We start from the raw sequence: 20,560 nt of genomic DNA, 5'->3' as shown, positions 1-20,560 counted from the left end.
TTGTACCATTTTTTTAGAAAGAGCCTAGTAAAATCTTTCTTTCTAGTCTTGTTTTTCCATTTTTTCCTGCTTGATGGCCAGTAATTTTTCCCCAAATTGTCGCAAGCCTTCTAAAATTTCGAAGTCTTTTTTATTTCGCACATCAAAGATTAATTCAATCAATCCTTGGCTTTCTGCAATACGAGCTTTTAAATTAGTTGCTGATAAGGCAGCAAAATAATCTTGAGTCAAGAAAAGTTGCTTGGTAATTGGCTCAAATTTCACCGTTAGTTGATTGTCTTTTCGATCAACCACTTTAACAAAGACCTGGTCTAGATAAGATTTGATAAACCCTATTTCTAGGAGATAGGCTACCACATCAGGATATTCTCCGAAACGATCAATCAATTCATCTTGCAGCAGTTCATAATCTTCTTGAATTTGAATTTCTCGAATACGTTTGTAAATTTCAATTTTTTGACGTTCATCGAAGATATAATCACTTGGAATGTAGGCATCAATTTGGAGATTGAGCTCCGCATTTCCTTTTTGGCGTTTTTTCTCTTTTCCTTGTTTCTTCTCAATAGCAGCTTCGAGTAACTGTGAATACATTTCAAATCCGACGGAATCGATAAAACCAGATTGAGAAGCCCCTAAAATATTCCCGGCACCACGAATAGACAAATCTCGCATAGCAATCTTAAAACCAGACCCCAATTCAGTGAATCCTTTAATGGCTTCAAGACGCTTTTCAGAAACTTCTGTCAAGGTTTTGTCCGGCCGGTACATCAAATAAGCATAGGCAATGCGATTGCTTCGTCCAACCCGTCCTCGCAATTGGTAAAGGGTAGACAAGCCCATATGGTCGGCATTTTCAATAAAGAGGGTATTGGCATTGGGGATATCCACACCTGTTTCAATAATGGTGGTCGTAACTAAAATATCATACTCACCTTCAATGAAATCCATCAAGGTGTTTTCCAACCGTACCTCACTCATCTGTCCATGGACAAACCCAATAGAGGCTTCCGGTACCAATTCTTGTAACTCTGAAACTTTTTGCTCAATGGTATCTACCTTGTTGTAGAGATAGTAAACCTGACCTCCCCGATCCATCTCCCGACGAATAGCATCTCGGATAATGGTTGGATTGGTTTCTAAGACATAGGTTTGAACAGGATAACGATTGGTCGGCGGAGTTTCAATAACGGACAAATCCCGAATCCCCAACATAGACATATGAAGGGTACGAGGAATGGGCGTTGCCGTTAAGGTTAAAACATCGACTTTTTTCTTTAACTCCTTGAGGGTTTCCTTGTGTTTGACACCGAACCGTTGCTCCTCATCAATCACGATAAGACCGAGATCCGCAAATTCCACATCCTTAGATAAAAGGCGGTGGGTACCAATCAGGATATCGACCTGGCCTTTTTTTAGTTTTTCCAAGGTTTCTTTTTGCTCAGCACGACTACGGAAACGACTCAAGACATCAACTTCTACTGGAAAGGCTTCGAAGCGTTCTTTGAAATTGGCATAATGCTGTTGAGCTAGGACCGTTGTCGGAACTAAGACAGCCACTTGTTTATGGTCTTTGACAGCTTTAAAGGCCGCTCGCATAGCAACTTCTGTCTTCCCAAATCCCACGTCTCCGACCAAGAGGCGATCCATAGGGCTTGAAGATTCCATATCCTTCTTGATTTCTTGGATAGAGCGAATCTGATCATCTGTTTCAACATAGGGAAAAGCCTGATCAAAAGCTTCTTGGTTCTCATCGTCTGGAGTAAAGGCAAAGCCTTGCAATTGGCTTCGCTCTGCATAAAGTTGAATCAGATCCTCTGCAATATCCTCTACTTCCTGACGGACCTTTTGTTTAGCCTTTTGGAAGCGACCATCGTTGAGTTTGTTGATTTTAGGAGGTTTACCATCACTCGCAACATACTTGGACAGCATCTGGATTTGATCCACAGGGATGGAAATCCGGTCTCCATTTTGATATTGGATGGAGACATAATCTCGGTGGACACCAGAAATTTCAATGGTTTCTAGTCCCAAATACTGACCAATTCCATGAACCTGGTGAACAACGTAGTCTCCCTTTTCCAACTCATTATAGTTTTTTAACCGCTCAGCGTTGGAAATGGTTTGCCGACGAATCTTTCGTTTAACCTTTTTCTGGAAGATTTCTGTCTCTGTAATCAGGACAATCTTCTCATCCACAAAGTGGAAGCCACGCGCTAACCCACCGATGACCAACTGGCTCTGTCCTGGATGAAGCTGATCGGGTGCAAGATAATCCAGTTGGATCCCGTAGTCTCTCAAGTGCTCTTGTAACTGGTGGAGTCCTTGTTTACTCGTCACCTGAAGAATGACTGTGTAATCTTGTTTACGGAAACGGTCAATTTCATCTTTTAAAAGAGAGAACTGACTGAAGAATTCCTGCATGGGGTATTGGTTAAAAGAATAGAGGGCATCAAATCGCAGATTTCCCAAGCCTTTTTGAAAATTTGAAAAATAAGAAGCTGGTTTATAAGTGCGTAAGAGTGCGCTATTGTCCGCAAAATACTGGGCTTCAGCGAAAGAGCGACTCTTTTGTAGGTCCTCTGTCAAAAGGTTAGCAACGTCTACATCAAACCGCGCCTCCTGATCCATGATTTTATGGTAATCATCCAAAAAAAGAGGAGCATGTTTGGGGAGGTAATCAAAGAGAGTGTAGGTTTGCTGATAAAAAAGAGAGAGAAATTTTCGACTATCTGCATGGAGACGCTGGTGATGCGCTTCTGTGAGAATCTCAGTCAAATAGGATTTGAGCTCTGGATGAGGACTTTTTTGAATCATATTTTCTAGATTCTTCTGTCCTCTTAAAAAATCATCTTTAGTTAGTAACATATCGCTAACTGGATGAACTGTTACCGCATCTAGATTTTCTAGTGAACGTTGAGTCTCTGGAGAAAAAGTCCGAATGCCATCAATCTCATCTCCAAAAAATTCCAGGCGATAAGGGAAATCTTGACTGGCTTCAAAAAGATCTAAAATATCCCCTCGAAGACTAAACTCTCCCTGTTGGCTTACCTGTGAAACCTTTTGATAGCCCATGGCCAGGAGGGTATCTTTCAACTCTGTCAGATTTTTTTCTTCTCCAACAGAGAAAGACTGAATCATAGAGCTGACAGTCTTTGGATTAGGTAAGAGCAAACGACTACCACTTACATTGGCAATGACGATCCCTTCTTTTTCTGGAGCTAAAAGAAAATCCAGAGCTTCCAGACGAGAAAAGACCCGTTCCTGGGAAGCAAAGACAAACTCTGCCAAAGGATTGTCATCTCCGAGGAAAAGATAGACCTTTTCTTCGCCTAATAATCCCAATAAATCACTGGCGAGCCGTTCTGCTTCATTTTGGGAAGAGGTCAAGACCAAGACCTTGTGTCCGTCTTCGACAACTGTCGCCATGGTAATGGCTTTTGTAGACGAAGACAGTCCTAGTAGAAGAGAGCGACTTCTTTTTTGCTGGTCTTGTTGCCATTTTCTAATATTTTTATTTTGTTGAAATAGATCAACCAGTGTCTTATATTTATCCATTGTATTGTTGCATTGTTTTCTCAAACTGCCCTTCTTTTAAATAAAAGCGAAGAGCTTCCTCTGATTTGTCGATAGCAAGGAGGATGGTGGCATAATCATCCTGATCGAATTTTCCTAAGACATGGTGGACTACTGACATGCCATGCTTGGGTCTCCCGATTCCAATCTTGATGCGATTAAAGGTCTGAGTTCCAATATGGTTGATGATCGACTTGATTCCGTTGTGGCCTCCAGCTGATCCTTTAACCCGAAGGCGAATCTTGCCGACTTCCATATCCAGGTCATCATAAATAACGACCAAATCTTCCACCTCTAGGCCATAATAGGTCAAAAGCGCGTGCACGGCCTTGCCACTCTCATTCATAAAAGTGGTTGGCTTGACCAAAAAGACCTTTTCTCCATCTATAAAGGTGGAGGTCACATCTGCTTGAAAAATCTTATCATGTGAGAAGGTGAGGTTGAGAGATTTTGCCAGCTGATCCACTAACATAAAGCCTACATTGTGTTTGGTTTCCACATATTTATCTCCCGGATTTCCCAATCCGACGATTAATTTTGTCATTTACTTTCCCTTTCAAAAGCCAAAAGGGTTGGAATTTTTTTCCAACCTTTTGGTTATTTACTTGTTTTCTTTATACATTGAAGCGGAATTCCATGATGTCGCCATCTTGAACGACATAGTCTTTTCCTTCTTCTCGCAAGCGTCCTGCTTCTTTTACAGCCTTTTCAGATCCATATTTGACCAAATCATCATAAGACATGGTTACAGCACGAATAAATCCTTTTTCAAAGTCAGAGTGGATGATTCCAGCTGCTTGTGGAGCTTTCATACCACGTTTAAAAGTCCAAGCGCGAACTTCTTTTTCACCAGCTGTGAAGTAAGTTCCAAGTCCAAGTAAATGGTAAGCTGCACGCGTCAACTTATCCACACCTGATTCTGTCAAACCAATGGCTTCAAGAAACTCTTTTTTATCTTCATCGTCTAACTCAGAAATTTCTTCCTCCGCACGCGCAGAAATCACTACTACTTCTGCATTTTCTGTTTCTGCGAATTCACGAATTTGTTTCACATAATCAATCGAATCTGGGTCTCCAACCACATCCTCATCCACATTCGCTACATACAGAACTGGTTTAGTGGTCAAGAGGAAGAGACCTTTGACAACTTTTTGTTCTTCGTCTGTGAATTCGATGGTACGAGCTGACTTCCCGTCTTCAAGCACTGGCTTAATCTTTTGGAGGACATTAAATTCTGCAACGGAATCCTTGTCCTTTTGCGTACGGGCCATCTTTTCCACACGCGCATAGCGTTTGTTGACAGATTCTAGGTCAGCCAAAATCAACTCTAGGTTAATGGTATCAATATCTGCTAGTGGATCGACAAAGGCATCTTCACGGCCTTGCTCCCGCATGACATTTTCATCATCAAAAGCACGTACCACATGGACAATAGCATCCACTTCACGGATGTTGGCCAAGAATTTATTACCGAGACCTTCTCCTTTTGACGCACCTTTTACAATCCCTGCAATATCTGTGAATTCAAAGGTTGTCGGCACTGTCTTCTTAGGAGTGATCATTTCCGTTAATTTTTGGAGACGTTCATCTGGAACTTCTACCATTCCAACGTTTGGATCAATGGTCGCAAAGGGATAGTTTGCAGCCTCTGCTCCTGCTTTTGTAATTGCGTTAAATAGGGTTGATTTACCAACGTTTGGCAAACCAACGATACCTGCTGTTAAAGCCATTTTTCTTCTTCTCCGTTCACATTTCAATCCCTTTTATTATAACATAATTCAAAGCACAAGATGATGAAAAAATGCTCTCCCTTAAAACTAACAGTCACCTGTCCAATTTCATAAGAATATGGTATAATCAAACCAATAATAATAAAGGAGTTTTCGTCATGAAAAAACTATCAATTAAATCGATCCTTCTGCCTCTTTTAGCTATCTTTACTCTCTTTCTTCTGGGAGCTTGTGGACAAAGTACAAAAAAAGGTTACCTTCAATTGATTGACCAAGATAAGAAAACAGACATTCGTGTCATTGTTGAATATCAGGGTGATAAAATTCTAAGTACAGATTCTACAAGTGTTATCTACTACGAAGGTACAGGATTGCCAAAAGAACAATTAAAAAAAGTTATTGATGAATACGATAAAAAATTCAAAGATATCAAAGGATTCTCACACTCTGCAGAATATAAGGATGACTATGTCGTTGAAAAAACAAAGATTGATTATACCAAGGCAGATTTAAAAGAATTACAAGAAAATCAGTTAATTGCTGCACAAGAAAATCAAAATGTTGATTACATTGGCTACAAGACAACACTTAAAACCTTTAAATCTAATGGCTTCAAAGAAGTAAAAAATGGAAAATTTGAAGAATTAAAATAATACAAAAGGTTCAGTCACCTAGATGACTGAACCTTTTACAATACTTTTTTTAATTTTTGATCGAAATCATGACGGCTCATCATGACCATATGATCACAATTGCTACAACGAATTTTGATATCTGCCCCTACTCGCCGAATTTCCCAACGATTGGCTTTTTTCCCTGTTGCTTTGATGATACAAGCATGGGGTTTTTTCATTTCTACAAAATCACCGACCTGATACATGGATTTTCCTTTCATCAACATAGAAGACGAAAAGCTAGCCTGTTCAATGCTAGCTTTTGGCCCTTAATTGGTCCGAACTGGTGTAATTAATTGAATGAAGCGTTCAGATTCCTCTGCTGGTACCAATGTAAAGGGACGAACTGCAGAGATAAAGCGAATGACGACTTTTTCACTTTCAATGGCTTTCAAAGCGTCGATTAAATAAGTTGGATTAAAGCTGATGTTTAAATCATCTCCCGAAACTGCTTCTGTATCAATTTCTTCATTCACGCGCCCTACTTCAGGAGAATTTACGTGGGCAGAAACAACCCCACTAGCGATTTCTAATTTAACAGTACCGTTTTGAGTAGCATTAGACAACAGGCGGGCCCGTTCCATGGCTTGGCGAAGATGAGCAACTTTAAAGGTTACTTCCGAACTAAACTCTGTTGGAATCAAGCGATCCGTATCTGGATAGTTTCCTTCCAACAGGCGTGTATAGAAACTGATATTGTCACTTCTAAATAAAATCTGGTTATTGGCAAAGAAGACTTCAACCTGTTCAATCTCATCTGAAAAGACAGACGTTAATTCGCGTAAAGAACGGCTTGGAATCACAACATCAAAGTTATCCCCATTTTTTTCAAGGGTAATATTTTTTTGACTCATTCGATGAGAATCCGTTGCCACCGTTTTTAATTCCTTGTGATCAGAAAGAACAAAATGAACTCCTGTCAAAATCGGACGACTTTCTTGGGTACTTGCTGCAAAAGCTGTCTCAGAAATGATTTTCTTCAAAGTTTGAATTGGGAGCGTTAGAGGGTTGCTGGCTGAAATTTCTTGAATACGAGGATATTGTTCTGCATCTTTCCCTTTAAGGGTAATTTCTGATTTTCCACTAACTAATACAATTTGTTTTTGTTCGATTTCTTTCACATCTAAAACGACATCTGGTAGACTGGATACAACATTGATAAAGAAAGTTGCTTCTAAAAGAATAGCACCTGGTGTCGTTACTAGAAGGCCTGCATTTTCATCTTTAACAGAAATAAAGTATTCGATTGAGATTTGTCCATTTGATCCAATGAGAGTAATCCCTTCAGAAGTGACATCAATCTTAATAGTGGATAAGATTGGAATTGCATTTTTTGAACTAATGGCTCTTTTTGTCGTATTTAAAGCTTGTAGGAAATAAGCCTTGTTAATAGAAAAATTGATCATGAGATCTCCTTTTATTATTTTAGTATTAGTAAGTTAATAGTAATAGTAGAGTGTGTGGAACATGTGGAAAACTCTTCTAAAGCCAGACAGGAATTGAAAAGTTCCTTGTTCACAACATGTGGAAAAAGAAGCAAGTTTTTCTAGGATTGTCCACATGGGATTACTTTAATTTTTTCTTGATGGTTTGAATCTCAAGTCTGAGATTGTCATCAATTTCGATCATCCCTTTGATTTTTTCATAAGCATGCATGACCGTTGTATGGTCTTTTCCTCCAAATTCACGACCGATACGAGGAAGACTATTGTCGGTCATCTCGCGGGCGAGGTACATAGCTACTTGTCGAGCTAGGACAATATTTTGAACCCGTCGAGATCCTTTCATTTCATTGACACTGACATTGTAAAATTTTCCAACTTCCGTTTGAATCTTTTCAATAGGAATCACCGTAATTTGTAAGGCTTCATTCTTACGAGCTCGAATGGCTTCAGCTGCGACATCAATTGTAATATCTTTGATTTTTTTTACTCTTGCCACAAGAGAGATATCATTCAACGCACCCTCTAAGTCTCGGACGTTAGAATCAAATTGACCTGCTAGGTATTCAAGTGTATCATCAGGGAAAGTAAAGTCCAGGTCTTCGATTTTATTTCTCAAAATAGCGATTCGAGTTTCAAAATCTGGTGGTGTAATATTTTGCGTCAAGCCCCACTTAAAGCGCGTGACTAGACGTTCTTCTAAGCTATCTAAATGATCAGGACTACGATCGCTGGTTAGGACAATCTGCTTATTATCCCCATAAAGAGCATTAAAGGTATTAAAGAACTCTTCTTGAGTTGTAACCTTTTTTCCTCCAAGCGATTGAATATCATCAATTAAGAGCAAATCCAAGTTTCGATAGGTTTTTTTAAAGGTATCCATATCATTGAGGCGAAGACGCTCTAAAAATTCATTGATAAAGGATTCTGCTGGGATGTATTTTACTCGAGCATTTGGGTAGTTTTCCATAATCTGATTCCCAATCGCGTTGAGCAAATGCGTTTTACCTAAACCGGGTCCTCCATAGATAAATAAAGGATTATAAGTGGTAGCAAGGTTTTCAGAAACTGCTAAAGCGGCAGCCAAAGCCCATTGATTTCCATCTCCACTTACAAAATTATCAAAGGTGTATTTCTTTCTTAATCCTGTTTGGATAGGAGGCAAATCTACTATCGGAGCATGGCTCACTGCATAGTCTCTATTCATTTCTGAAAGGGGAATAAACTCTTTTTCTTCTTCCTCTTCTTCAAGATTGAATTGATAGGAAATGGTTAATTCTACTGCATAAATTTCAAATCCAGCAGTCAAAATCACCTTTGTCATATTCTCTTCCCAGAATAATTTTTTTACTTCCGCATCTAAATAAATAACGGCTTCTTGTTGATCGACTTTGATGAGTCTTGAAGTAAGGACAAAATAGTCAAATATTTCTTTTTTAAATGTCTTTTTACTTAATTCAATCACACGATTCCAGAATGTTTCTTCTCTTGACACTTATCGCCCTCCTATTCATTTTTACTTGCTATGTTTTTCTTATTTTATCATAAAAGGAGGGAGTTTTCCACAACTTGTTTTAAGGGAATAAAAAAGAGTATTTTCCACAATATGTGAATAGTTATCCCCAATGTGTGTAGAAGTTTTCCACAGGTTGGGGATAAGAGAGAAGAAAGTAGGAATATCAAGTAAGGAGGATTTTTGAAGAAGTGGATAAATCTGTTAATTGTGCTATAAAAAATAACAGCCTCATTTGAGACTGTTAATAATTCGTTGGTATTCATCAAGGTTGTTAAATGAAATATGAATACTACCTTTTTCTTGTTTTGTCAGACGGATTTCTACTTCGGTTCCCAGCATCTTTTTTAATCTGTTTTCTTCCTGTGCTAAAAAGAGTTCTTTTTCTTTTTTACTTGGCCTTTTCTTTTTTTGACCAACCTTTTCTTCCAAACTACGAACGCTTAGCCCTTCTTTCAGAGTTCGTTCCAACCAATAGATTTGTTGATCTTCTTTTAAAGGAACTAAAATGCGGGCATGTCCTTGTGAAATTTGATCATTTTTGATGGCTTCTTTGACAGCTGGTGAGAGATGAAGCAAACGGACCATGTTGCTGATGTAAGGACGAGATTTTCCCATAAATTGTGCAATTTCTTCATGGGTAGCCCCTTTATCAATAAGATGTTGGTAGGATTCGGCCTCTTCAATTGGATTCAAATCTTCCCTTTGTAAATTTTCGATAATGGCTTGTTTGATCATGTCATCATCTGATAATTCTCTTATAATCGCAGGGATTTCTTTGAAACCAGCCATTTGAGCTGCTCGGTAGCGTCTTTCTCCAGCAAGTAGTTCATAACCAACAATCGGAGATTTTCGAACAATAATGGGCTGGATTAATCCATTTTCTTTGATTGAAGCTGCGAGTTCTTCTAATTTTTCTTGTACAAAGGTTTGACGAGGTTGAAAAGGATTGGTTCGTATTTGCTTTACGTCAATAATATCAATTTTTTCCATGATGTATATAGCATAACACACCTTTACAATTTCGTAAAGGTGTGTTGACACTGTTGTAAATTTACTTAATTTCCAAGATTTTCTGTAGATTTTGTCAGCTCAATGGTAGCTGTTTTTTGCTTACCATCTCTATAGAAAATGATTTTAATTTTATCACCAATTTGATGAGAATAGAGGGCAGATTGTAAATCTGCAGTTGATTCAATGTTTGTGTCATCGATTTTTGTAATGATATCTAATCGACGCAAATATTTGGATGCCGGCATATCATTTTCAACTGAGCGGACAAGAACCCCACCTTTGAGTTTGCTTGGAATGTCTAATTGGCTAAGATCAGAAGAGGATAGGTTAGCCAGGTCCATCATGGTAATTCCAAGAGCTGGACGAATGACTTTACCATCTTTTTCTAAATGTTCAATAATATTTTGTACATCATTTACAGGAATTGCAAATCCCATTCCTTCAACCGCAGTTTGGCCATTTGAAGAGATTTTACTTGAGGTAATTCCGATGACTTGTCCCTGAATATTGATAAGGGGACCACCAGAATTCCCTGGGTTGATTGCAGCGTCCGTTTGCAACGCTTTTGTAGATACATTTTGGCCGTCTTCTGATTTGAGCTTCACAGTACGTCCGAGACTAGAGACAATCCCTTGGGTAACGGAATTGGCAAATTTTGTTCCTAAAGGACTACCAATAGCGATTGCGGTCTCTCCAACAGTCAACTTAGATGAATCCCCAAATTCAGCCACGGTCGTAACATTATCTGAACTGATTTTAACAACCGCAATATCTGAGAAAGTATCAGAACCAACAACTTCTCCAGAAACTTTATTTCCATCTGCAAAGAGAATATCGGCTTTTGTTGCTCCCATTAATACGTGGGCATTTGTTACTAAATAAGCGTCTTTACCGTCTTTTTTATAGATAACACCTGAACCTTCACTAGCTACTTCTGGATCAGAATCTGTTTCTCCATTGATGAAGCCTTTTTCAGAGGTTTCAGCATAGGTAATAACAGAAACAACAGCATTTTTAACCTTATCAACAGCTTCACTAGTTGATGTTGTATTCTTATAAGCATGATTAACTTTGGTAGATTTTATTTCTTGGCTAGGATTTGTAGAATTCCCCTTGGTAAACTGGAAAGAGGTCAAGGTCCCTAAGATTCCTCCAGTAAACCCAATGACAAGAACAAGTAAAAGTTGCAAAATTTTTTTTAGAAAATTTGATGGTTGTTTCATAGTTTTCTCCTATTGTTCCAATTATGGAAAAGTATAGACCTAGTTTCTTAATTATAACTTAAAATGGAAATTTTTTCCACAAGTTGTGGAAAACTGTGTATAAGTGTGAAAAACGTGAATATAGAGCCATTTTTTGAAAGATAGATGCTGGTCTATTTGTTGAAGACTTGTGTATAAGTTCATTTGTGTTAGAATATGAATATGAAAATTAAGATTGTAACAGTTGGAAAATTAAAAGAAAAGTATTTAAAAGATGGAATCGCCGAGTATACGAAACGCTTGGGGCGGTTTACGAAGCTAGAAATGATAGAATTACCGGATGACAAAACTCCTGATCGGGCTAGTGATTTAGAAAATCAGCAAATCCTAGAAAAAGAAGGAAATCGCATATTAGCTAAAATTGGAGATCGTGAGTATGTGATTGCCTTAGCGATTGAAGGGCAACAATTTCCATCTGAGAAGTTTAGTCAAACCATAGAAGAGGTGACTGTACGAGGGTATTCTGAAATTACCTTCGTGATTGGAGGAAGTCTAGGTTTGTCCCCAGCAGTTAAAAAACGAGCGAATTTACTTATGAGTTTTGGAAAGTTAACCCTTCCCCATCAATTGATGAAGCTTGTTTTAATCGAACAAATCTACCGGGCATTTATGATTCAACAAGGAAGTCCTTACCATAAATGAATCTTGACGCTCCTCCTATTTTCTGATAGAATAAAAAGACATCTGGTCTCATAGCTCAGCTGGATAGAGCATTCGCCTTCTAAGCGAACGGTCGCAGGTTCGAATCCTGCTGGGATCAAAATAAAAACGTGATTTGTATAAAAATCACGTTTTTTTGTTACTTAGTTTAAAAAAAACTAGAATTTTTCTAAACAGATGGGATAAAAAAATTGCAAAAACTAGATTTTTCGTTCCAAATAGCTGTAAAAATGAACCAAATAGCGGAAATGTTAAAAAATTCTTTGATTTTTTACTAAAATTTATGTATATTAAATTTAATAATTTAATGATCAAATAAATTATAAGGAGATTCTTTTATGAAAAACAATCCATCAACAGTTTCTAAAGAATTTAAGGTTCTTACAGAAAAAGAATTGCAGCAAATTTGTGGAGGGGATAAACATTCAAAAATTATTATTAGAGATTTATTTAAAAAAGGTAAAAAATAATGTCCATGAATTATGTGTATTTTATTCTCATTGGATTACCCTTGATTTTATCTTATCCATTAATTGATAGACAATTAAAACATAAGCATTCAAAATTCTATTTAATTTTAATCATTTCTACTTTACTTTATGTGATATCTTATATTTTAGGATATTTTGAATTAGATTTCTTATACGCTTTCTTTATTTTAGCTTATCCTCTATTTTTTTACGCGTACTATAGATTCTTCTGTAGATATGACCATTTTTTTGCAATTTTATATTCTCTGTTTATTTATCTAGCTTTTGAGACAACAGATACTTTTTTATCAGTAATTTTATCGTCTATAACTGGAGATTACATAGTAACTTATTATTCTATATTTTTTGTTACTCTTATTTCAGTTTTATCGATTGTTATTATTACGAGAATTATTGCCATTCTCGAAGTGAATCTTCTCTATTTTAAAGAGCGGGTTTTTAAGAAATTTGTCCAACAATTGATTGTTAGTTATCTTATTTTAACCTTAGTATTGAATGCTTCTCATTGGATAAGTGATATTGCTCATTTCAATAGTTTTGGTAGCATGGTAGCAACGATTTGCTTCTTGATATTTATCGGAACCATGGTTCAAATGAAGACGGTTCGAGATCGTTATGAAAAGAAAATGGAGTTGAAGCAAAAGAGGTTCGAACAGCGCCAAATGGAGCAGTATATGAATAAAATTCAAGGCCTCTATTTAGAATTAAAAGGTTTTCGTCATGATTTTGGCAATATTATCACTTCCTTAAATTTAGCGATTGAGGAAGAAAATATTGAGGATATTAAACGAATTCAAAGAGATGTTCTTGAGGAATGCTACGGCCAACTCCAAAAAGAAGAATATACAGGATTTGACCTAGGAAATATTCGAGATTCTGCTTTGAGAAGTATCCTAAGTAGGGGATGGATCTATGCGGAGGAAATGGGTGTCAAACTAACCTTTGAAACAGAAGATATTATTGAAAAGGTTCCAATGAGATTGTTGGATCTCGTACGAACTGTTGGAATTTTAGTCAATAATGCTATTGAAGCTGCTAAAATGAGTCAAGAAAAAGAAGTTCAAATAGCGATTTTTAATATGCCGAATGGAGTGCATCTGATCATAAAGAACTCTATTTCTGATGAACCGATTAATTGGAATAAGCTCTATGAAAAAGGATTTTCAACTAAAGGGGATCGTAGAGGAATGGGCCTTGCGATTGTAAAAGAGCTTATTGGAGAATATGCTGCTATTTTTCTAGAGACAGAGTTGATCAATGGAAGATTTACGCAGAGCTTAGTTATTGGAGAGAAAGGAAGATAGATGAATATTGTATTGCTAGAGGACGAAATTTCTCAACAAGTTCGAGTAGAGAAACATGTGAAAGCTATCGCTGAGGAGGAAGGCCTACGATTAAATATTGTTTCCACCAGTAAAATAACTGAACTAAAGGAATATCTAACCAATGGTGATTTTCATCAGCTTTTCTTCCTTGACATTGATATCAAAGGGGATGAAAAAGCTGGTATCAAGGCAGCTCAAATGATTCGTGAGGTCAATCCTTTTGCGATCATTGCCTTTATCACGACGAAATCGGAATTTGCTACTATTACCTATCGTTACAAGGTATCAGCTCTTGAATTTATTGAAAAAACCTTGAATGAAAACTTGTTTAAGGAAAAAATTAGAGAATGTATTCTCTACTTGAAGAAGAATGTGATTGAAAATAAAAATATCATTGATTTCTTTGAGTATAGTTTCAAAAATATGGAAATTCGAGTGCCATATCGAGATATATTGTACATTGAAACAACTGGAGTTTCCCACAAATTGCGACTTGTTGGAAAGAATTTTCAAAAGGAATTTTTAGGGACTATCAAGGATATACTTGAAAAAGATGTGGACAATCATTTCTTCAGTCCTAATCAGTCTTATCTAGTGAATCAAAGAATGATTGTCAGTTTTGATCGTCGCAAGAGACTCTTGATGTTAGAAGAGGAGAAAACTTGCCCTGTTTCTCGTACACAGGTGAAAAGGGTCGAAGAATTATTAAATAAAATACAGAAAAAGGCTTGACAATTTTTGAATCGATGGTATAATGGGATATGTTCTGTTAATGACATGGTCCGTTGGTCAAGGGGTTAAGACACCGCCTTTTCACGGCGGTAACACGGGTTCGAATCCCGTACGGACTATATCTCATTCCGCCATAGCTCAGTTGGTAGTAGCGCATGACTGTTAATCATGATGTCGTAGGTTCGAGTCCTACTGGCGGAGCTAAACTAGCATCCTAAGGGATGCTTTTTTTGTATAAAATAAGAGCCCCTTCCAACTGAAGGGGCTCTTTATGATGCGAATTTACTGATTTTTTGAGGATTGAGATTTCTTTCGAATAGCATTGTAGCAAGCGAAGGAAAGAATTCCGAGTAGGAAAGCGATGGTTCCTTCTTTTAACCCATGTGGAATGAACTGTAGAACAACCTGTCCTTTTCCTTTAGGGACATCAACAGTCATAAATCCTTTTTGAGCCCTTTGAATAGGGACAGGTTGATTATTGATCGTCGCTGTCCACCCTTTATCATAAGGAAGGGTGAAAAAGAGACTTGTATGGTGGTCTGCTGTAAAATCTGCAGTGACGGTATTTCCTTTGGTTTGCACATGAACTTCTTGTTGGTGCAACCTTTCAAAGGCTTCCTGGTAGGCTTGAAGGTTCAAAGCAAAAAATTCTGGAGTTTGGAAGGTTACGGTAGAATTTTCAGGGAAGGCAATTCGAACCTTAACAGTTTCTCCTGCTGTAAAGTGACCAATGGTGAAGAATGGAAAGACATTGTCTGTTGTATAGCGGTTGACTTGGCCATTCGTAATGATCTCAACATCGGTATAATCTTCATTCTCAAATTCTAAAGAAGGAAGGTTTACATAAAGTTGACTATCGTTTTGAACATAGAGCTCATATTCGATACTGGCATAAGTCAGAAAACTATCTGCTTCAACTTTAGCCTTTTGAGGTCCTTGAGAAGGATCGTCTGCACCAGTTTTCAGTGGATGTAATCGCTGATAGTAAGTCAACGATTGCCCCGTTAGATGATTGAGAAAGTTCTTTTGGTTATCTAAGGTTAGATTAGAAAATGGGATATCCTTGTAGGGACTTGCGGTTAGAAATGCTAGTGAAAGAGCTTTTTCATTTTGATACAAGGTCTGATTTCCTTGCGTTTCCAATTTATGAAAAGCAAACTTTTGGGGATTCCTATCTGAAATATTGTATTTGATCCCGAACAGACTATCCATTAGTAATGTATTGTTTTGATAGCGCAAGTTCAAGTTGGTTCCATCTGATTTAAAACCGAGTTTGTCTAGGGTCGAACTGGTATCTGTATTTCTGACAGATGAAAATTGGGAGACCCCTCTAAAATTATATTTCATACTATCATTACCTGTTTGAGGTTGGAGAATCTCTGTTCGGTAAAATTCTTGATCATCCTGTAAACTTGATGTCAATTTATCAATTGATGGAATCTTTCCTTGGTAAGAAGAACGAGCTGCAAATACCCATTCATTTGCAATCCCATCGATCTGATAATAGCTGTTTATACTAATTTCAAACAAACAGAAGAAAAGAATAACAGCAGAAAAAATGGGATGAGAAAGTTTACGAACTGTAAAGGCAAGTGTCACAGTAAAGAATACAAGAAGAAATTCTAGTGTCAATACATAATGACTGCTTGTCAAGAAAGGATAGTGCTTGCGATAGAGAAAGGTGAGGATAAAACCAATACTAAGCAAACTAACAGCTAGGCAGAGTCGTTGCCAATTGATTTCTTTTATCCGATTGAGGACCTCTGCTGCCATGAACAAAATAGTCAATGAAAAGAGCCAGGCATAACGGTGAAGAAACATATTAGGAGCATGCATTCCCTGCCAGAATAAATCCAAAGCTTGTAAATAGAAACTTGCAATAAGAATGACTAATAAGGTCAAATATGCTAGTTTCACGTGAAACCGAATCGATTTGACAAAGAAAAATAGAAAGGCAAGTAAGAATGGAAATAGACCAACATAGATCATAGGGATAGCCCCATATTTTGTTGTATCAAAGCTACCAATCAAATTCTTTGCAAAAACGTCTAAGTACCAACTATTTTCTGTAAAGGTTCTTGTAATCTTGGTAAAGTTTTCTCCATGAGTTCGTAAATCCAATATGGTGGGGTAAATCATGATCAAGCTAGTGACCCCTGCTAAAATTGACACAATTGTAAAGTCAAAGAAAGAAGATATTCTTTTTTTATAGTCCCAGGAAAGCTGCGTGAAATACCATAATGTCAAGAAGATAGCCATCATAAATCCAAAATAATAATTTTGGATGAAGAGGATAGTCAAGCTTGTAAAGTAGAGAACCCGCTTCTTTTGAGTCATCAAACGGTGTAAACTTAACAGAATAAGAGGAGCCAAAATGAAGACATCGAGCCAGGTTTTGATTTCAATCTGACTGACGGAGAAACTCATTAACGCAAACAAAGTTGACAGCGAAAGAACCAAGAATGTTTGCAGTTGAGGATAGATTCCCTTAATGGAATAATAAGTTGACAACCCAATCAATCCTATTTTTATCAGTGTAAAGAGATAGACGGAATCAACCATGGATAAACTGTCAAAGAAGAAGACAAAGGGAGATAGAAAACTTCCTAAGTAATAGCTGGAAAGAGCGTAGAAATTTAACCCGAGCCCACTTGTAAAGCTGTAAAGGAGGCTGTCGGTTCCGTGTAAAATATTTCGTAAAGTAACGTCGAAAATAACGTATTGATGAAAGCCATCACCTAATAAAGGAGAAGTTTCACTCCCCCAATAAATGCCCTGACTGAGGTAGACGAAAAATAAGATTGTAAAGGGAAGTAAAAAAGCTGTAAAGTAAACAATGATGGGGTGTGATAGATATTTTTTAAATTTCATATAGTCTATTGAAAGACCCTGAAACAAAGGTTCCAGGGTTTTTGATTCTTTGGAGTGATTCTTAGTCTTTCCAAAGTTCTTTAACTTTTGCTTGAACTTCTTGGTTTTCTAAGAATTCATCATAGGTTTCATCAATCCGGTCAATGACACCATTTTTTGAAAGAACAATGATATGGTTGGCAAGAGTTTGAATAAACTCATGGTCGTGACTGGCAAAGATGATCGATTCTTTGAAGTTTTTCAATCCATCGTTCAAGCTTGAAATTGATTCCAAGTCCAAGTGATTTGTAGGATCGTCAAGTACAAGAACGTTTGACTTCAAAAGCATGAGTTTTGAAAGCATCACGCGCACCTTTTCTCCCCCTGACAAGACGTTGACAGGCTTGTTAACCTCATCTCCAGAGAAGAGCATGCGTCCGAGGAATCCACGAAGGAAGGTATTGTCATCTTCTTCTTTACTTGCGAATTGACGCAACCAGTCAAGAATTGACTCGCCACCTGCAAAGTCAGCTGAATTGTCTTTTGGTAAGTAAGAGCGGCTAGTTGTAACTCCCCACTTGACAGTTCCTTCATATTCGATTTCACCCATAATGGCGCGGATCAAGGCAGTTGTTTGGATATCGTTTTGACCGATAAGAGCCGTCTTGTCACCTGGACGTAAGATGAAGCTGATGTTGTCAAGAATAGTTTCACCGTCAATCTTTACAGATAAGTTCTCTACTGTCAACAGATCATTTCCAATTTCTCGCTCCGCTTTAAAGCTGATAAATGGGTATTTTCGGCTAGATGGGACAATTTCTTCTAACTGAATCTTGTCAAGCATCTTTTTACGCGACGTTGCCTGTTTTGATTTTGACGCATTGGCAGAGAAACGAGCCACAAATTCTTGTAATTGTTTGATTTTTTCTTCTGCTTTAGCATTACGGTCTGCTAACAACTTGGCAGCCAGTTCAGATGATTCTTTCCAGAAATCATAGTTACCAACATAGAGTTTGATTTTTCCAAAGTCTAGGTCGGCCATGTGGGTACATACTTTATTCAAGAAGTGACGGTCGTGGGATACAACGATAACGGTATTCTCAAAATCAATCAAGAAATCTTCTAACCAGGTAATGGATTGAATATCTAGACCGTTGGTCGGCTCGTCCAAAAGAAGGACGTCTGGTTTACCAAAGAGAGCTTTGGCTAGGAGGACTTTCACTTTATCTCCATTTGTTAGTTCACTCATATTTTGGTAGTGGAGCTCTTCTGGAATATTCAGATTTTGGAGGAGTTGTGAAGCTTCACTTTCTGCTTCCCAACCACCTAGTTCAGCGAATTCTCCTTCAAGTTCTGCTGCGCGGACACCGTCTTCATCTGAAAAATCTTCCTTCATATAGATAGCATCTTTTTCCTTCATGATGCTATAAAGTTTTTCATTTCCCATGATAACGACATCAATGGCACGCTCATCTTCGTAGTCAAAGTGATTTTGACGAAGAACAGAAAGACGTTCGTCTGGTCCAAGAGAAATATGACCAGTTGTCGGTTCAATATCCCCAGCTAAGATTTTTAAAAAGGTTGATTTTCCAGCACCATTGGCCCCAATCAAACCATAGGTATTTCCTTCTGTAAATTTGATGTTGACATCATCAAAAAGTTTACGATCACTAAAACGTAGTGAGACGTCTGTAACTGTTAGCACGTATAGTTCTCCTCTTTTTCTGTCTATATAAGCCTATTTTACTAGAAAACGCTTGATTTTTCAATGAATACCCTTATGCATTGGAGGAAGTCATTTAGTCTGTAGAAAAGGGTGAAGAACTTGACTTTCCTTTGATGTCATTATATAATGAAAAGCAATCAGAAGAGTAATTTGTATTCGTTTTTTAGAGAGCTTATGGTCGCTGAAAATAAGCAACGAAACAGAATGAAATGGACTGATGTTCAAATAGAATCTTAACCAATAGAGATTCGGCTAGCAGGCCTTATGTGCAGCTCATTTGTGATGAGTCAGAGAGAACAGCATATGCTGTTCTAAGTGAGGTGGCACCGTGTCTCAGACGCCCTCGCATAGTTTTTGCTATGCGTGGGCTTTTATTTTGTACTTTAGGGAGGAAGAAAAATGACCAAGCCGATTATTTTAACTGGAGATCGCCCGACTGGGAAGCTCCATATTGGACACTATGTCGGTTCGTTGAAGAATCGAGTTATTATGCAAAATGAAGACAAGTACCAGATGTTTGTCTTTTTAGCCGATCAGCAAGCTCTAACGGATCATGCTAAAGATCCGCAAACCATTGTTGAGTCTATTGGAAATGTTGCTCTAGATTATTTAGCAGCTGGCTTAGATCCAAAGAAATCAACTATTTTTATTCAAAGTCAAATCCCTGAGCTAGCGGAATTGACCATGTATTACATGAATTTGGTCTCTGTTTCACGTTTGGAACGAAACCCAACCGTTAAGACAGAAATTGCCCAAAAAGGATTCGGAGAGTCTATTCCATCTGGTTTCTTGGTTTATCCTGTTTCCCAAGCTGCAGATATTACCGCTTTTAAAGCCAATCTCGTGCCTGTTGGAACTGACCAAAAGCCCATGATTGAGCAAACTCGTGAAATTGTTCGTTCCTTTAACCATGCGTATCATTGCAATGTTTTGGTTGAACCGGAAGGAATTTTCCCAGAAAATGAGGCGGCAGGTCGTTTGCCTGGCTTGGATGGAAATGCTAAGATGTCTAAATCTCTTGGAAATGGTATTTATTTAGCCGATGATATGGACACCTTGAAGAAAAAGGTCATGAGTATGTATACAGATCCTGAGCATATTCGTGTCGAAGATCCAGGGAAAATCGAAGGAAATATGGTTTTCCATTATTTGGATGTGTTTGGAAAAGAAGAAGATCAAGCGACCATTCAAGACATGAAAGACCATTACCAACGGGGTGGTTTAGGAGATGTTAAAACCAAACGCTATTTGTTAGAGATTCTTGAAAGAGAGTTGGGGCCTATTCGCGAACGACGGATTGAATTTGCTAAAGATATGGGTCAAGTTTATGATATGCTTCAAAAAGGTAGTGAAGTAGCCCGTTCGGTTGCAGCAGAAACGCTTGATCAAGTAAAATCTGCTATGGGATTAAACTATTTCAAGTAAGCTCTTGATATTGAGATGATTCAATAAAATAACTGATTCAAAAGAGGTTCCAACACCTCTTTTTGAAATATTCTACAAATGATTGACAAATTATCTTAGAATGGTATGATATTATCAATCAAAAAAGACGAGCTTGGCTCAAA

The 20,560-nt window shown here is 37.7% G+C and carries 16 protein-coding genes, 3 tRNA genes and 1 other annotated feature; of the genes, 9 read left to right on the top strand and 10 right to left on the bottom strand.

Going from position 1 to position 20,560, the window contains the following annotated elements; translation table 11 throughout:
• Window positions 1–42 precede the first annotated feature (42 nt).
• The 3 genes from mfd to ychF form a co-directional block, all read right to left on the bottom strand.
• Window positions 43–3,555 carry a transcription-repair coupling factor gene (gene mfd / locus EAI95_RS07410; protein ID WP_129822626.1) on the bottom strand — a complete coding sequence of 1,171 codons (3,513 nt, stop codon included), beginning with the start codon at window positions 3,553–3,555 and terminating at the stop codon, window positions 43–45.
• The gene (gene pth / locus EAI95_RS07405; RefSeq protein WP_129822614.1) at window positions 3,548–4,117 is read right to left on the bottom strand and encodes an aminoacyl-tRNA hydrolase; all 570 of its coding nucleotides are present in this window, start codon (window positions 4,115–4,117) and stop codon (window positions 3,548–3,550) included. The genes mfd and pth overlap by 8 nt, the downstream gene beginning before the upstream one ends.
• A 70-nt stretch (window positions 4,118–4,187) precedes the next feature.
• Window positions 4,188–5,303 (bottom strand): redox-regulated ATPase YchF, encoded by a 1,116-nt coding sequence (gene ychF, locus EAI95_RS07400; RefSeq protein WP_048715116.1) that lies wholly within the window; start codon window positions 5,301–5,303, stop codon window positions 4,188–4,190.
• A 158-nt stretch (window positions 5,304–5,461) separates the two neighbouring features.
• On the opposite strand from ychF, the gene EAI95_RS07395 reads away from it, so the two are divergent.
• Entirely contained in the window at window positions 5,462–5,956 is a 495-nt protein-coding gene (locus EAI95_RS07395) for a DUF1307 domain-containing protein (protein ID WP_129822613.1), read from the top strand.
• Between the two features lie 35 nt (window positions 5,957–5,991).
• Here the strand turns inward: EAI95_RS07395 and EAI95_RS07390 are convergent, their stop codons facing one another.
• The 5 genes from EAI95_RS07390 to EAI95_RS07370 all read right to left on the bottom strand — a co-directional run bounded on the left by EAI95_RS07390 (window position 5,992) and on the right by EAI95_RS07370 (window position 11,169).
• A complete protein-coding gene (locus tag EAI95_RS07390; RefSeq protein ID WP_129822612.1) occupies window positions 5,992–6,183 on the bottom strand; it encodes a DUF951 family protein in 192 nt (63 codons plus the stop codon).
• Window positions 6,184–6,246: 63 nt separating this feature from the next.
• Complete coding sequence (gene dnaN, locus EAI95_RS07385) at window positions 6,247–7,383, bottom strand: DNA polymerase III subunit beta (protein WP_006595327.1); 1,137 nt, start codon at window positions 7,381–7,383, stop codon at window positions 6,247–6,249.
• A gap of 160 nt (window positions 7,384–7,543) precedes the next feature.
• Window positions 7,544–8,914 carry a chromosomal replication initiator protein DnaA gene (gene dnaA, locus EAI95_RS07380; protein ID WP_048715111.1) on the bottom strand — a complete coding sequence of 457 codons (1,371 nt, stop codon included), beginning with the start codon at window positions 8,912–8,914 and terminating at the stop codon, window positions 7,544–7,546.
• 249 nt (window positions 8,915–9,163) lie between these two features.
• Window positions 9,164–9,925 carry a ParB/RepB/Spo0J family partition protein gene (locus EAI95_RS07375; protein ID WP_129822611.1) on the bottom strand — a complete coding sequence of 254 codons (762 nt, stop codon included), beginning with the start codon at window positions 9,923–9,925 and terminating at the stop codon, window positions 9,164–9,166.
• 65 nt (window positions 9,926–9,990) lie between these two features.
• Window positions 9,991–11,169: a S1C family serine protease gene (locus EAI95_RS07370; protein ID WP_129822610.1), complete on the bottom strand. Its 1,179-nt coding sequence runs from the start codon at window positions 11,167–11,169 to the stop codon at window positions 9,991–9,993.
• 201 nt (window positions 11,170–11,370) lie between these two features.
• On the opposite strand from EAI95_RS07370, the gene rlmH reads away from it, so the two are divergent.
• From rlmH to EAI95_RS07335, 7 genes are all read left to right on the top strand, one after another.
• Window positions 11,371–11,850 carry a 23S rRNA (pseudouridine(1915)-N(3))-methyltransferase RlmH gene (gene rlmH / locus EAI95_RS07365; RefSeq protein ID WP_129822609.1) on the top strand — a complete coding sequence of 160 codons (480 nt, stop codon included), beginning with the start codon at window positions 11,371–11,373 and terminating at the stop codon, window positions 11,848–11,850.
• A gap of 44 nt (window positions 11,851–11,894) precedes the next feature.
• Window positions 11,895–11,968: transfer RNA gene (locus tag EAI95_RS07360), tRNA-Arg, on the top strand.
• A 238-nt stretch (window positions 11,969–12,206) separates the two neighbouring features.
• Window positions 12,207–12,338, top strand: a complete 132-nt coding sequence (locus EAI95_RS07355) for a bacteriocin (RefSeq protein WP_129822608.1) — start codon at window positions 12,207–12,209, stop codon at window positions 12,336–12,338.
• The gene (locus EAI95_RS10060) at window positions 12,338–13,663 is read left to right on the top strand and encodes a GHKL domain-containing protein (RefSeq protein ID WP_229102101.1); all 1,326 of its coding nucleotides are present in this window, start codon (window positions 12,338–12,340) and stop codon (window positions 13,661–13,663) included. The genes EAI95_RS07355 and EAI95_RS10060 overlap by 1 nt, the downstream gene beginning before the upstream one ends.
• On the top strand, window positions 13,664–14,416 hold the full coding sequence (locus EAI95_RS07345) for a LytTR family DNA-binding domain-containing protein (protein WP_129822607.1): 753 nt from the start codon (window positions 13,664–13,666) through the stop codon (window positions 14,414–14,416).
• A gap of 47 nt (window positions 14,417–14,463) precedes the next feature.
• A tRNA-Glu gene (locus EAI95_RS07340) sits at window positions 14,464–14,535 on the top strand.
• Between the two features lie 8 nt (window positions 14,536–14,543).
• Window positions 14,544–14,617: transfer RNA gene (locus EAI95_RS07335), tRNA-Asn, on the top strand.
• Window positions 14,618–14,698: 81 nt separating this feature from the next.
• Here the strand turns inward: EAI95_RS07335 and EAI95_RS07330 are convergent.
• Window positions 14,699–17,296 (bottom strand): YfhO family protein, encoded by a 2,598-nt coding sequence (locus EAI95_RS07330; RefSeq protein WP_193775111.1) that lies wholly within the window; start codon window positions 17,294–17,296, stop codon window positions 14,699–14,701.
• A 52-nt stretch (window positions 17,297–17,348) separates the two neighbouring features.
• On the bottom strand, window positions 17,349–18,971 hold the full coding sequence (locus tag EAI95_RS07325) for an ATP-binding cassette domain-containing protein (RefSeq protein ID WP_061564539.1): 1,623 nt from the start codon (window positions 18,969–18,971) through the stop codon (window positions 17,349–17,351).
• 143 nt (window positions 18,972–19,114) lie between these two features.
• Window positions 19,115–19,340: a binding site (T-box leader), on the top strand.
• A 51-nt stretch (window positions 19,341–19,391) separates the two neighbouring features.
• Here EAI95_RS07325 and trpS point away from each other — a divergent pair.
• A complete protein-coding gene (trpS, locus tag EAI95_RS07320; protein ID WP_129822605.1) occupies window positions 19,392–20,417 on the top strand; it encodes a tryptophan--tRNA ligase in 1,026 nt (341 codons plus the stop codon).
• The last annotated feature ends 143 nt before the right edge of the window (window positions 20,418–20,560 follow it).

It is taken from the genome of Streptococcus sp. bf_0095 (assembly GCF_004166885.1).
Taxonomy (GTDB): domain Bacteria; phylum Bacillota; class Bacilli; order Lactobacillales; family Streptococcaceae; genus Streptococcus.
The sequence above is the reverse complement of the archived record's forward strand: the minus strand, read 5'-3'. Positions and strand labels throughout refer to the sequence as shown.

Coding starts and splice junctions, on each gene's coding strand:
- EAI95_RS07355 (WP_129822608.1), top strand. CDS start 12,207: ATGAAAAACAATCCATCAACAGTTTCTAAAGAATTTAAGGTTCTTACA.
- EAI95_RS07370 (WP_129822610.1), bottom strand. CDS start 11,169: ATGAAACAACCATCAAATTTTCTAAAAAAAATTTTGCAACTTTTACTT.
- ychF (WP_048715116.1), bottom strand. CDS start 5,303: ATGGCTTTAACAGCAGGTATCGTTGGTTTGCCAAACGTTGGTAAATCA.
- mfd (WP_129822626.1), bottom strand. CDS start 3,555: ATGGATAAATATAAGACACTGGTTGATCTATTTCAACAAAATAAAAAT.
- EAI95_RS07390 (WP_129822612.1), bottom strand. CDS start 6,183: ATGTATCAGGTCGGTGATTTTGTAGAAATGAAAAAACCCCATGCTTGT.
- rlmH (WP_129822609.1), top strand. CDS start 11,371: ATGAAAATTAAGATTGTAACAGTTGGAAAATTAAAAGAAAAGTATTTA.
- pth (WP_129822614.1), bottom strand. CDS start 4,117: ATGACAAAATTAATCGTCGGATTGGGAAATCCGGGAGATAAATATGTG.
- EAI95_RS07345 (WP_129822607.1), top strand. CDS start 13,664: ATGAATATTGTATTGCTAGAGGACGAAATTTCTCAACAAGTTCGAGTA.
- trpS (WP_129822605.1), top strand. CDS start 19,392: ATGACCAAGCCGATTATTTTAACTGGAGATCGCCCGACTGGGAAGCTC.
- EAI95_RS07375 (WP_129822611.1), bottom strand. CDS start 9,925: ATGGAAAAAATTGATATTATTGACGTAAAGCAAATACGAACCAATCCT.
- dnaN (WP_006595327.1), bottom strand. CDS start 7,383: ATGATCAATTTTTCTATTAACAAGGCTTATTTCCTACAAGCTTTAAAT.
- EAI95_RS07395 (WP_129822613.1), top strand. CDS start 5,462: ATGAAAAAACTATCAATTAAATCGATCCTTCTGCCTCTTTTAGCTATC.
- EAI95_RS10060 (WP_229102101.1), top strand. CDS start 12,338: ATGTCCATGAATTATGTGTATTTTATTCTCATTGGATTACCCTTGATT.